Annotated in this window: 10 protein-coding genes; 4 read left to right on the top strand and 6 right to left on the bottom strand. The window is 47.6% G+C overall.

All coding sequences use genetic code 11. The features are described 5' to 3' along the window. Positions 1 to 179: 179 nt before the first annotated feature. The gene (locus tag DXY10_RS10735) at positions 180 to 1,829 is read right to left on the bottom strand and encodes an adenylate/guanylate cyclase domain-containing protein (RefSeq protein WP_170955807.1); all 1,650 of its coding nucleotides are present in this window, start codon (positions 1,827 to 1,829) and stop codon (positions 180 to 182) included. 205 nt (positions 1,830 to 2,034) lie between these two features. Then, the gene (locus DXY10_RS10730) at positions 2,035 to 3,393 is read right to left on the bottom strand and encodes an FAD-dependent oxidoreductase (protein WP_170955806.1); all 1,359 of its coding nucleotides are present in this window, start codon (positions 3,391 to 3,393) and stop codon (positions 2,035 to 2,037) included. A gap of 477 nt (positions 3,394 to 3,870) precedes the next feature. On the opposite strand from DXY10_RS10730, the gene DXY10_RS10725 reads away from it, so the two are divergent. The 4 genes from DXY10_RS10725 to DXY10_RS10710 all read left to right on the top strand — a co-directional run bounded on the left by DXY10_RS10725 (position 3,871) and on the right by DXY10_RS10710 (position 10,940). After that, complete coding sequence (locus DXY10_RS10725) at positions 3,871 to 4,893, top strand: cyclic nucleotide-binding domain-containing protein (protein ID WP_115019219.1); 1,023 nt, start codon at positions 3,871 to 3,873, stop codon at positions 4,891 to 4,893. Continuing rightward, positions 4,893 to 7,595: an ATP-binding cassette domain-containing protein gene (locus DXY10_RS10720; protein ID WP_244282274.1), complete on the top strand. Its 2,703-nt coding sequence runs from the start codon at positions 4,893 to 4,895 to the stop codon at positions 7,593 to 7,595. Before DXY10_RS10725 ends, DXY10_RS10720 begins: the two co-directional genes overlap by 1 nt. Then, positions 7,592 to 8,713, top strand: a complete 1,122-nt coding sequence (locus DXY10_RS10715; protein ID WP_115019218.1) for an HlyD family efflux transporter periplasmic adaptor subunit — start codon at positions 7,592 to 7,594, stop codon at positions 8,711 to 8,713. Before DXY10_RS10720 ends, DXY10_RS10715 begins: the two co-directional genes overlap by 4 nt. Positions 8,714 to 8,816: 103 nt before the next feature. Next, positions 8,817 to 10,940: an NHLP family bacteriocin export ABC transporter peptidase/permease/ATPase subunit gene (locus DXY10_RS10710; RefSeq protein ID WP_244282273.1), complete on the top strand. Its 2,124-nt coding sequence runs from the start codon at positions 8,817 to 8,819 to the stop codon at positions 10,938 to 10,940. Between the two features lies 1 nt (position 10,941). Here DXY10_RS10710 and DXY10_RS10705 read toward each other — a convergent pair whose 3' ends face one another. The 4 genes from DXY10_RS10705 to DXY10_RS10685 all read right to left on the bottom strand — a co-directional run. Further along, positions 10,942 to 11,844, bottom strand: coding sequence for a GNAT family N-acetyltransferase (locus tag DXY10_RS10705; protein ID WP_170955805.1), 903 nt, complete (start codon positions 11,842 to 11,844; stop codon positions 10,942 to 10,944). A gap of 617 nt (positions 11,845 to 12,461) precedes the next feature. After that, entirely contained in the window at positions 12,462 to 12,833 is a 372-nt protein-coding gene (locus DXY10_RS10700) for a DUF2628 domain-containing protein (protein ID WP_115019216.1), read from the bottom strand. Positions 12,834 to 13,044: 211 nt separating this feature from the next. After that, on the bottom strand, positions 13,045 to 13,338 hold the full coding sequence (locus DXY10_RS10690; RefSeq protein WP_170955803.1) for a hypothetical protein: 294 nt from the start codon (positions 13,336 to 13,338) through the stop codon (positions 13,045 to 13,047). Next, the coding region (locus DXY10_RS10685) for a hypothetical protein (RefSeq protein WP_206749699.1) at positions 13,314 to 13,645 on the bottom strand (332 nt) is incomplete at its 5' end. The genes DXY10_RS10690 and DXY10_RS10685, both read right to left, overlap by 25 nt.

Raw genomic sequence — 13,645 nt, 5'->3', positions numbered from 1 at the left:
GATCTAGCAGCGTTGAGTTGAAGAGCCCTCGGGGCAATCTAAGGTAATCGACAATAGGGAAAAATCATCCATCCATCCATCCATCCATCCATCCATCCATCCATCCATCCATCCATCCATCCATTTAAGAAGGGCTTTTGATGAATCATTGATGGCTCTAAGTCCTATGTGGGGAAGGTTTAAGCGTCTTTAATTGTATAAACTAATGTTTGATCCGACCTCCCCCTTAAGATGATTCGATCAACCTCTTGCCATTGATAAATGCCGTGAGCTTCATCCTTTGTTGAGCTAGAAATGCACAACATTTGCCCAACACTTTTCCCTAAAGATTCAAGCCTAGCAGCAGTATTAACTGCATCACCGACGATCGTGTAGTTCATACGCTCAGTCGAGCCAATTTCACCTGCAAGGACTAACCCAGTATGCATTCCGATTCTTGTTTCTAAAGGCATCAAACCCTTGGCAGACCTCAGTGCATTAAATCCTCTGACGGCTTCCTGAATCGCTAGTCCAGCTTGAATGGCGCGGTCAGCATGATCAGGTTGATGGTCAGGAGCATTCCAAAAAACCATCAAGGCATCACCAATAAATTTATCCACTGTACCGCCATGTTCAATGACTTTGTCGACAAGTATCTCAAAGTACTCATTCAGAAGAGCAGCGAGCTCGGCAGGAGGCATGCCATCTGAGATTGAGGTGTATCCGACAACATCAGTGAAAAGGATGGTAACTTTTCTTTCCTCAGCAATCACTGAATATCCATTTGCCTGCAGTTGCATTAAACGCCTTACTAAGCTGCTGGGCACATATTTAGCAAACACATCTAAACTTCGAAGCATTGCACGAAATGCCTTCTCCGTTTTTCTCAACTCATCAAAATAACTCAACTCAGATACTGCAAGCTTTAAATCCAACTCCTGGACCGCAGCGGCTGCGGAAGCAAGCTTGCCCAATGGTCGAGCTATAGAACGACCAACTAACTGGCTAATAATAATTGCAGCCACCACAATCACAAGTGAAATAAAGGTGACTAATTTTGCTCTGTCTAACACTGGCCCCAAAACAACTTGGCGGGGGATTACAGACACTGCGAACCAATCAGAATCACCAACATCTTGGTTCCGAGCAATAGAAACAAGCCAGGCTTCCTTGCCTACCTTGATGTCCGTCATATCGAAATTCCCTGTACTTATTTTCTGATAGATGGCCTTGGCGACGGGATCACCTAGATTCCCTATATGAGGGACTTTTCTAAAAGTTTTGTAAGCTTCCATCTTGATGAGGGAGGGATGAGCAATGGCCGATCCATTGGCATCAAAGATAAATATTTTCTCTTGATCAGGACCCGGTATATCAGATAATGACTTGGAAAGTGTCTTTAATCCCAAGTCGAGATATAAAGTGCCGGCAGGTTGATTGCTCTGGTCTGCAAAATGCTTTGTATATGTAATTACTGGTCGACCTTCTGATGGTTCGATGTAAATATCCTCAAACCCTTCACCCCCATCACCTGGTCTCCCTTCAATTGCATAGACATAGGCTTCCTCAGCTAGCTCAGTATTCACTTCATGGACGACTTCTCCTTTCCAACGACCAACCCATACGTTGGTTCTATTCTTGCGAACAATTGTAATACTTGTTAGGGAGCTTTTGTGCTCTGAATAGGCTGATAAAATAGTAATTATCTCTTTGTTGTTTAAGCCAAAAGCAGATTGGCCAATTACTTCCGAAATTGTGGCGGCTTCCTGGCGAAGAGAATTAGTGAATGAGGTTAACTCCTCTGACAACATCATGGTTTGCTTCACTTGTGCCATTCGAGTCAGGCTCATGGCTGAGCTCATTCCGCCCCATATTGAAATTCCGCCTACTAATCCACCAACAAGAACAATACAGAGTGTCACTCCTCCAGTTAGAACGAAACGAATACTGGTCAGAGAAAATCTCATTAATTAGTAAATCCTAGGTGTGCCTTAAACGATGAACAAGCAGTGAATATGAACAGCATAGCTTTGTTCATTGTGATGATTTTATTGATCATGAATGGGCCAATTCTATCTGTCTGGCTGCTCGTAATCCCGACAAATATGCACCATGCACCGTGCCAGGATATAGGCGGTTAGTTGCTTCTCCTGCAAAGAACAAACTTGCGCCAACCGGTTTAGAGAGATCCTCACAATCTTGCAGTGAAGCGCCTGGTGGAATATGTGAATAAGAGCCCATAGCAAATTCATCATTTCCCCAACCGGTAATCATAATGTCTAAGACATCTGAAGGAACAGTCTCACCAAACATATCCCTCAATTGCGAGAGTAAAAGTTGAACAATTTGTTGCTTCGGTAAATCCTCTATCCTCCGAGCAAAGTCTCCATAAACCAGTGCAAGTAGAACTGTACTGTCTGCTAATGGGGGGATCGGAAAGAATTCCACTCGTTCTAATGTTGTGCTGCTCAGTAATCCGAGGCGATGAGCATCTGATGGCCAAAATGGCTCTCTAAAGCGCATTACGATTTTATTTAGTAGCCCCATGCCTAGTCTTTCAATACTATCTAGCTTGCCTCGGGGAAGTTTAGGCGTGAATTGAATGAAGCTTTCTTTTAGCACCCCAAGTGGCACTGTAATAAGGACACTATCTGCTTCCATTGACCCCCATCCTCCAGAGACTTTTGTACCACCTTCAGAATATTGTATTTTATCCACAATGTGTTGGTAGCGAATATCTAGTCCTGTAGCCATTTTTTCGATCAAATTGCCGTACCCCTTCTCTAGCAGTAAGTCACTACCGTCAAATTCTTCATCTTCATCCCAATATTTAAGTGATAAGTCCTTGTAGTTGACTCCCATGACAGCTTCGATCTCGCTTGATAGCCACCATCTCACTCCATCTTTAATAATAGAAGAACCACTGGTGGATTCCAGCAGTAAATTGATTGCATTCCCCATTGATTCGTTGTCTGATGCTGTGCGCTGCAAGTCATGGATGCGGTTGATGATCTGCTGGGCTTTTTCTTCAATTAGCTCGTAATCACTATCATTTTCGATCACGCCCTGCCCTTTTTTGTAAAGCCAAGTCTCATCCCAGTCGGTTGCTCGAGTTCTTAAGCTGTGCTCCCTAGCTAACTTCATTAAAGGGTTGTTTCTAGAGTCACCATGAATCCAGGCTGCTCCTAAATCAACTGGTACACCTAAGCGTTGAGTCGTCCAGATTCGTCCTCCTGGTCGATCTCGAGCCTCGAGCACCGTCACCCTATAACCATTGACCAGTAACTGCTTGGCGGCGCTAATCCCAGCCATTCCTGCACCAATAACAACAACATGCTTCTCGCTATTCTGTGCGTCTCGTGAATTACGAGCACGTAACTGGCTTGGCCCAAACAAAAGCCATGGTGTCGCCAAGTACACAGCTGCGCGCAATGCTGTTCGCCTTGAAACCTTCATCAGCAATGACCAAGTTAAAGTGAAAAACCAGGAGTTTTAATTAAGCATTGAATCAGTGCCGTGGCAGCATCTCCCTGATTTGTGCCTCTGCCTATTGCTTCAATAGGCTCTTGCCAATACTAATCATTCTCGTGCATCGTGCCACCTAAAGACTTCCTGGCTGAATATGTTTTGCTGATAGTGAAAATTATCAATTCAAGGATTTACGCTAACGCCCCCTAGAAACCTCTTTCTGTATTCCTCTCGTCTTGCTAATATGCATCCATCAAGGCTTGTTCTCTAGCTTGCTTTTTTGATTTCTGATCTGTTGCAAAAGCGAGCCGAGATCATATGCTTTTGAGCTGAAAAAGTTGTCTTGGGCTGTGGTGTATTTGTTGCCGCAATGGCTAAACTCAACTAGGATTAAATACATGGGTCCGCGGCATCAGCATCAGCATGCGCAGCGCTGGCGAGTTTAATTTATTCGAGCAAGCCGGCGATGATTTGATCGCCTGGCTGGAAGCATCTGGTCAAATGACAAGAATTGATGCTAGTCAGCCCTTGATCGTCGAGGGAAATCTCAGTAGTTCTGTGTATGTCCTAGTGGATGGTGAGTTATCCGTTCAAACGACCGATCCAAGTGGTAATCAAAAGCAATTGGCGATCTTAGGCCATGGTGCGATTGTAGGAGAAATGAGCTGGCTTGAAAATCGTCCAGCAGTGGCAACTGTGCTTGCGCTGAGCCCATGCAAATTACTTGCACTAAAGCCCTCTGTTTTGGAACGCTTGGCTGAAGATGATCCCAAGCTTTCGGCGGACTTGCATTGGATCATTGCCAGGAAACTTGCCAGCCAGATCAATCGGCAAAATGCTTGGATTCATCGGAATAGTGAAGCTGGTGTCGAGATAGAACCATTGCGAAAGGTCTTTGTTCTTTTTTCTAAGCTCAATGATCGAGATATCAACTTGCTTGCAACACTTGGTTCGCTGCGAAGGATCAAGCCTGGTGATCGGCTTTTAATGCAAGGAGAAAAAGTGTCTTCAATTTATCTAATCTTGTCCGGTGAGGCAGAGATTTTTGTGAGCTTGAATGGTGGCAATAAGCAGGTGGGAAGCTCTCGCCGTGGTGAGCTACTTGGAGAACTTACATTGCTCATTGCAGATTCTCAAGGCGCAACGGCGAGTGTCATCAGTTCCAACGGAATGGAACTTCTTGAGATCAATAAGCAACAGCTGAAGTTGGCATTTCATCAACGACCTGATTTTGCCGCAAGATTTTATCGTAGTTTGAGTTGTATGCTGTCTCAACGTAGTCGGGATCAACTGCTAAGCCGGCAATTGGCAACACGAAGTGGAGCCGCTGAGCAAGGCAATGATGATGATCAGCTCGATCTCAATCAGCTTGGTATCATTAATCGTGCTGGCCAGAGATTTAGCAATCTATGTGAACATTTTCAAGGTTCATCTGGGCGCCCGTGATGAAGGTTTTTGCTGGTGAGTTGATTTCATGGCCTGACCATCCATTCAAGGCAGATGGTCATGGTCTGATGGTCGTGATCAGTGGCTTTACGATTTTGCGAGTACCTGTGGGTATTGTGCTGCCAGGTTTGCCTCGTGAGACGGTCACTGCACTACCGCTTCAACTCAGAACTGCACAAGATGTTACTTTCCTTGGAGAGGAAATTCCAGATGCATCACGTGGAAATGCATGGTTAGAGGACCAGCTATGCACACTTCTGAAGCAGCTAAATCCCAATCTTGTGCACGATCAATCTGGAAATATTTGTGGTCTATTTGAGGCGCTCAGTTTTGAACTAATTCATAGACATGATGAGAGGTTGGCCAGCCATTTGGCGCTTGATCAATCGACGGCAACTGAATTATTTCGCCACCTTGAATCTGATGACACTTTGAATTCCAGCTTGATTGGGGTATCGCATCAGGATGATGCATTAATGCGTTGCATTGCCCTCATCAGGGGGCGAACTGCTCATGCTGCTATCTCAGTAGGGAGTGATAGCTTAAATTCACGTCGATACTTGCAGCATTTACTTGAGAGCAATGGATTGATTGGACGTGATGTCGTGATGAACGAACATCAATTACAACAAAACTGTGGTGATCTCATTGCTTTTTTCGAAGAGGATCGCGATTCCCCTGCTCTGCTTCAATCTAAAAAAAATGGTTATATGCTCTGGGCTCCTGAGAGCATGCCCCATCCAATCCCCGTGGCTGATTGCCGGACGATTCTGAGCAAGCTCAGCCCACGCATGGTGGCCATTAGCCCAGGTTTAATGCGCCAAGATCTCACTACGCCTGGTTTGTTGCGCTTTGCATTTGGAAAGCCCAGAGAGATCACTCAATTCATTGTGATTGGCCTTCTTCTCGGCTTGGCACTTGGTTTTTTGCTCTCTATCGGCCGTGAGGTTGGGGCAGCTCGATGGGTTTTCTGTATGGCGGCATCCGGTGCTGGCTTAGGCACTTGCCTTGGCCTTTTGAGTGGCGGTTTTCGCAGTGGTGTTGCCGTCATGGTGTTGGCAACATTTTTAGCAATGTTGACGCCGGCATTCAACACCGCGATTGCCAATCAAGCGCTCCCAGATCGAGACCTCTCGCTTCTATTGCAGATCAGCATGTTGTTGTTTGTCGGAGGCATCACCAGAGTTGGTTTGGAGTGGGTGCAAAGCAGGGATGTGTTACTAACTCAGCAAAGCGGTGCAGCACGCATCCAATTGGCAGGGATGCAACGGGTTTTAAGTCTTCCAATTGACTTTTTTCGTCAACGTACTGTGGGTGAGTTGCAGTTGCGCTTTGGTGCGCTTGAGGAACTTCGAAAAGAGATCAGAGTGCTCATGGAGGGAGGCTTGGTGAAGTTTCTGCTCACCAGTCTTTATCTCCTCTTCATGCTACGCATCAGCGTCAAGCTAACAGTGTTGGCTGTGGTTCTGTCAGGTCTGATTGTGCTACCTACCGCCATCATGGCAGTACAATCTCGATCTCTTCAACGCCGCCAAGAGACGGCTAAGGCTGCGGCTCAAAGTCGTAATCTTGAGTTAATCAGCTCTGTGAGCAAACTTCGAATAGCGGGTGCTGAAGCAGCTGCAGCCCAATGGTGGGCGGGACGATTTAAGCAAGTGATTGCCCTTGAAAATTCTCTCGATGCCAAGCAGGCAACTGTAAAGCTATTGCAAGCAGTAATGCCCAACCTTGGCACATTACTTGTTTATATAATGATCACTAAGTTGATCTCAGAGGCTTCTAATTCTGCAATTTTGAATGCTCCAAATGTAGGGCAACAGCTTGGTTTCTTGGCAGCATTTGGAACTTTTATTGGTGGCATCGCTGGTTTGGCTGGCTTGCTGTCAGGCGCCTTTGACTTGCCAATCATCTATGAACGTTTCAGGCCAATGCTTGATGCAAATGTTGAATCTGATGATGACCATCAAGAGGCCGGTATCCTGCGTGGTGATATTCAAATTGATCGCGTTAGTTACCGTTATTCTGAAGACCGACCTCTGGTGCTCGATAGCGTCAGCTTTGAGGCTAAGGCTGGTGAATATGTTGCAATTGTCGGTCCTTCAGGCTCAGGTAAATCGACCTTGGTCCGTCTCTTGCTTGGATTTGCTGCTCCAGAAGATGGCGTGATTCGATTGGATGGCCAACCTCTTAGTGGCCTTGAATTGCGTAGTGTTCGCCGCCAAATTGGTACTGTGCTTCAAACCAACTCACTGTTTAGTGGTTCTCTGATCGAGGTTATTGCGGGTGGTGCTGTGATCCAGGAAGAAGAGGCATGGCATGCAGCCGAATTGGCGGGCTTGGCCGATGAGATTCGCGAAATGCCAATGGGGATGCAAACTGTCATTCCTGATGGCGGTGGCACTCTTTCAGGTGGTCAGCGCCAGCGTGTCGGTATTGCCCGTGCACTCGTAAGAAAGCCTCGCTTACTGATTTTTGACGAGGCCACCAGTGCACTCGACAACCATACTCAAGCAATCGTTAGCAATAGCCTTGAGAAACTATCCATCACTCGCTTGGTGATTGCGCACCGTCTGAGCACGATACGTCATGCAGACCGTATCGTCGTTTTAGATCAAGGACAGGTTCAGGAACAAGGTAATTACGACGCCCTGATCAATAGCAAAGGAGTGTTTGCTCGATTGATGGAGCGTCAAATCCAATGAGCCTTTTCCGTAAGACTGCACTGGATGCACTCTCCAGTCCTGAACAACTCGACCAACCTCTACAGCTGCTTCGGCCAAGTCAATGGATCCTATTGGCTTCGCTGAGCTTTTTCAGCATTACTATTTTGGCCTGGTCGATTGTCGGCCGTATCCCTGTTCGCGTCAGCGGACGTGGCGTGTTGATCAAGCCAAACAGCCTCACCGTTGTGCAGAGCGAAATGGCGGGTCGCGTCACAGAGCTTCAGGCAAAAGTTGGTGATTGCCTAGCCAGTGGATCTCTTATGGGTCGTATTGATCCGGTGACTCAGGAGGTAGAGATGAAAGCAGCTCAGTCACGATTAGAGCAAATGTTATTGCAAGACAAGAATCAAGATCTTCTTGGAGCTATGCGTATGGAACAGTTGCAGAAAGATATTCATCGCGTCAGGCACTTGGCAAGTGTTGGAGCCATCTCTACAGACGATCTGAACAAAAGGCAACGTCAGCTCACTGCGTTGAAATATTTAATAGAGTCTGAGAATAGTCAACGTGAGCAACAGATCAAGGCGGAACAAAGCCAAATTCATTCACGTCTAGAAGAAATAGAACGTACGAGTTTAATTCGTGCTCCGATTAGTGGTTGTGTGGTTGACCGGGGAGTGCATCAAGGAGAGGTTGTTCAGTCGGGCACTACTTTATATACTCTTCAGGCTGGAGATGGTCGCGCTGGCCTGGAAAGTCTTGTCTTTTTTCCCGCTAAAGATGGCAAACGCCTGCGAACAGGGCAAAGGGTCCGCATCAGCCCCACTACCACCAAACAACAGCGGCATGGGGGAATCCAGGGTGAAATCATTAACATTCGGCAGTTGCCTGTTCGCGATTCAGCCGTGATCAAACGTCTTGGTGTCAAGTCCCTACTGGAGTCTGTTCGAGCCAAGCCTCATGAGCCACTGATTGAAGTTACCACTACATTGGAGCGTGATTCAGACACACCCAGTGGGTACAACTGGGGCGGTGGAACAGGTCCAACACTAGAGCTTTCGGCAGGAACGCCGACCAAGGTTCGTGTGTTGGTAGAAGAACGACGACCCATCAGTTATGTGATTCCGATCTTGCGAGATCTCACAGGGATTTACTGAAGTCACTGCAATGTCGATGCTCATTCAACTTATTCAACAACGTTTTCGTGAACTTCAAGCTAAGACTCGTGGACGATGGGTTCGAACTCCAACTCGGCTGCAAATGGAATATACCGAATGCGGCGCGGCATCATTAGGAATTATCCTTCAATACTATGGAAAATATGTGCCGCTTACTCAACTGCGTGAGAGTTGCGGAGTCTCCAGGGATGGTAGTGATGCAGCCAATCTTGTTTTGGCTGCTGCTCAATTTGGGCTGAAAGCAAGGGGCTTTAAGAAAGGTATCAGAGCCCTTGAGGCAATGACTCCACCAGCAATTCTTTTCTGGGAATTTAATCACTTTCTGGTCTTTGAGGGATTCATCGGCGACCGTGTTGCCCTCAACGATCCGGCGCTTGGCCCACGTACCGTTAGCCGTGAAGAATTTGAAACGAGTTATACAGGAATCGTTCTCACGCTCACGCCTGATGAAAGCTTTGTGCGTGACGGTAAATCTCCCTCCGTTTGGCCCATTGTTTGGCGACGCTTATTCAGTGAACCATGGGGATCATTGTTTATTTTGATCAGCGGCTTGTTACTGGTTTTGCCTCAGCTCGTCATGCCGATCTATGCGCAGATTTATCTCGATGAAGTGATTGGTAATGGTATGGATCAGTGGCTTAAGCCGATGCTTTGGGCGATGGCTTTAACCATTAGCTTGCAGGCAATCCTTCAATACTTCCAGCTACTCGGTAGTCGTAAGCTTGAAAAACGATTGACCCGTCGTTTTGCTGTTGGCTTTGAACATCAGATGCTTGCGCTCCCAGAGCGTTTCTATAGCCAGCGCTACGCCTCTGATATTGCTAGCCGAATGGAAGCGAATTCCAGTATTGGCGAGTTCATCGGTAGCCGCCTGATCCCAATGGCAACCGGACTGGTGTTGTTGCTCTTTTATCTCGTCTTGACAATGTTGTATAGCCCTTGGCTGGGCTTTTTGGTGATGGCGACGACAGGAGTCAATGCGGTTGTTGTTCAAGCTAATCTGCGCATTCAAAAAGATGCCAATCTGATCCTGCAGAAGGATGGTGCCAAAGCCGATGCTGTGGTGGTTAGCGCTATGCGCGATATTGAAACTGTCAAAGCTGCGGCGATTGAGCAGGATGTGTTTAGGCGCTTTTCAGGTTTTCAAAGTCGTCTACTCAACACTCTGCAGGACTTGCAATTGAGAAATGCTCGGATTCGAGTCATTCCCAATGCCATGACCACACTTAACGAAGTGGTGATCTTCGTGTTGGGTTTCTTCCTTGTTATTAAAGGTCAACTCACTCTGGGCATGCTTCTTGCATCCCAAACAATCGCACTTTCGCTTAAGACCCAGATCGACAACATCATCATATTTGTCCAGCAACTGCCTACTTTTGAAGCCGAGGTGTTGCGTTTGGAGGACGTACTCGAACAGTCGCGCGACCCTTTGCTCAATAGTGCAGACCGTGCTGTTCCCTTCGCTAATGCGAATCGCCGGCTCACTGGTTCCATTCGGCTTGAGAATGTAAGCTTTGGCTTTGTTGCTATTAAGGATCCGTTAATCAATGAACTGTCGCTGACAATCTATCCTGGCCAACGCATTGCTTTGGTTGGGGGGAGCGGAAGTGGTAAAAGTACGCTTGCAAAATTAATTGCTGGCCTCTATCAGTCCACGTCTGGAGAAATTCTGTTCGACGGATTTCCTTTGGTTGCCATACCTCGTGCTGTCGCCACAAACTCCCTAGCCATGGTTCAGCAAGAGATTCAGCTGTATGGATGCTCTGTGAGAGAGAATCTCACGCTCTGGAATCCCTTGATTACACCCCTAGATCTTCAGAAGGCTTGTCGTGATGCTGAAATTGAAGATGTCATTCAGGGATTGCCAGAAGGAATTGAGTCAGTCTTGAGTGAAGGAGCCCATAATCTTTCGGGCGGACAACGTCAGCGCCTTGAGTTGGCACGGGCTTTGGTGCGTGATCCAAGCATCTTGATCATGGATGAAGCAACCTCGGCCCTTGATGCTGAAACTGAGCGCCTTGTGATTGAAAATCTGAGTCGACGTGGTTGTACTCAAATTGTTGTTGCTCATCGGCTTAGCACAATCCGCGATTCTGATTTGATTCTAGTGATGGACAAAGGTCAGGTTGTTCAAAGAGGTCGACATCAAGATATGATTGCTGATCAAGAGAGCCCTTATGCCCAGCTGTTGCGAGAAAGTGCCTGAATTATGTGATCATTAAGACTCGATGTTCGAGTTGCATCCAGCTGTCAGAGACTGGCTTAAATTGCTTCACAACTAAATGGTGAAGTAGCTGATTGGAGGGGTGAGAGATGAAGCAACCCTTGGGTATCGCCGCAGTCTGTTGGTTGAAGTGTGCTGATCTGATTACATCGGCAAGCATGGCCAATGGTGCGCTTGTTTTTTCCCAGCCTGGATTCACCCAAAACCTGGCATATCGCAGGCAATTAGGCGAAACAAAGTGAGTGATCAACCAGCCAATGATTTCGTTTTGATCTGTTAATAATCGGCTGTAATCAGCAGCTGGAGCCCATTGATCATTCTGACGATCTGTCTGCAATGGGCCAGCCCCCTGGCTTGCTTCCGCCAGGCTGATGCGCTGCCGTAGAGAGCTGGTTTGCTGCTCAGGAAATGGTTTCATCTCCCAGCTTGCAGAGCGCGCTTGATGAGCAACGACTTTTTCTAGGCGCTGCAGAAGAGTTTCTACTGGCTCACCTATCGACAGATTGACTATGACTTCTCCGGGCGTGGTTGACCAACCTTGGCTCGGTGGCGTCAACTTATGCAGAGCCGTTGAATGTTTGGATTGAAGCGGAATAGGGAAACGCACCACGGTGAACCCTTCGTTCTGGGCCCGCTGGACAGCATGAGCTAACAAGGCCCGCGCTATACCCTGATGTCGTAACGGCTTCGCCACCACAAGGCTAAGGACGCAGAGTTCTTTGGAGTCGGTTTGATTGTCAGTGGAGACACTGCTTGCCTCAGCTAGCAAGAGAGCCGCTGGTTTCTGAGAGCCCAGTTCAGCATCAATCCATTCAACCCCCAATGCAATTAATGTAGAAGGCTTCGCGTTGTCGGAGCTGATGGCTTTCTTGGCGTAATTGCGCAAAAGAGGCGAACACAGGTGAAGCCAAGCCTCAAGGGAAGGCCTATCTAGTTGGTGATAGTTCAATCTTTGACTGGTTTCTCTGTCTCCCACGTCTCAAGATCTAAATGACCAGGCCAATGGTAGATCCCATTGCAGGAGTGGTCATGCTCTCTAGGGCTATCACAGTCACCAGTATTGAGAAACTGATAGGAGGCAGCTTGAACAGCGATCCTTTGCGGGGTTGATGACTTGGTCTTGCGTTTGTTGCTTGGCGAATAGTTGAGAGGAGCAGACCACCAGCTCTGCACTAGTTTATCTCCTTCTTGATGATTGAAGATGTAGAGGTGTAAGTTATCCCTTCAATAGTGGCCTTTATTGAAGTCACGTTCTAGTCATCTAAGCCTTGTGCTCATATCTGCCCTTCTGTCAATGTTAAGCCGATGCTGATATCAATTTCATCCATCAGTCTCGATGCCCAGGCTTCAAGTTGATAAATTGTCTGGATGTTGTGAGCATCGAGAATGCTGGGAATGTTGGTAGGTAGAACCGCCTTTCCCAAGCCCTGCTGGTTGCAGGCTCTCACAAGGCGGAAGCCTTGAGCCTCTTAATCCAAAAGCCAAGACTCGAATCACTTCTAGTCACACACTCCTTACGCGATCACGTAGGGCTAAAACTCTGGCTCTAAACATCAGAAAAGAAACCAAAGGGGCGATGAAGCCGAACAGAACACCCACCATAATTCCAATCACTCCTGCGGCTTCATCCGTGCCACCAGCCGCACCAATAACAGCCCCAAGAATCCCACCAACAATGCCGGCAGCGACAATAGAGGCGATCGCGGTCAGCGTAGCCACCAAAAATGGCTTCCAGTAATCAAGATAAATCGCGTACCCAAGGGAAGCGAAAAATGCGAAGAAGAAGTGAAGAATCCCCATTAGCACGAGGTTGACACGTGCTGTTTTGGCGTCCTTTTGAGACTTTTCTAATTCAGTCATAACTCCGGCAAGCATCTAAGACCATTCACTGATAACCCAAAAAATCTCGGCAACAGGTAATTTTCACAAAATGCACAACACCTTTGTAGGCGAGTGGCATCCTGGGAAAACGCCTCTGTTTCCACCGCCACGCGCCATAGCAGGCTGCCGTTGTCTTGGCGTTTCACCAACCTCTACCTGGCGCTCATTATTTCTATTCACCTGTCATGCCAGGCCTAGTCATTGTTCAGCAGCGACTATTCCTCATTTTCCTACCAGCAATGGCGACCAGAGCGATGGCATCCAGTTCAACGTCATCAAACTCTTCATCGACGTCAATGGTTTTAATCAGTTCCGAGACCTCAGCTTGATTGAGCTCCAGCCCTTCCTTGGCGGCTAGAGCAATGATGCTGTTGATGCCTGCTTCTGGATTGGAAACAAACTGCTGATAGAGCTCCAGCTTTGTCGCCATCGGCATGGCGTCAGAAAGCTGCTTAAACCGTTCCAGTTTGTCCATCAGGCGTTCCTCCCGAACAACCACTTACGCATCGGCCGCATGCCAGGGCAACGCCCCCAAGGTTCGTCGTGTGCTTCCTCTTGGCAGCCGCAACCGCGACGACCACCGCCACCACCACCAGCAATGGCGACCAGAGCGATGGCATCGAGTTCGATGTCATCAAATTCTTCCTCTTCATCCATTTGCGCCAGGAACCCTTTGACTTCCTCAACGCTGGTGGTCATGCCCTTCTCTGCCGCAAGCTCCACAATCCGCTCAAACATCAACTGAGGGTTTTGGCTCATGAGCGTGATCAGCTCACTTTGAGTTTCAAGCGGCACACCAGCCCGCA

Origin of the sequence: Synechococcus sp. UW140 (genome assembly GCF_900474295.1) — a bacterium.
Taxonomy (GTDB): Bacteria; Cyanobacteriota; Cyanobacteriia; order PCC-6307; family Cyanobiaceae; genus Synechococcus_C.
Note: the sequence above shows the minus strand (reverse complement) of the source record. Positions and strands in the feature narration are given on the sequence as shown.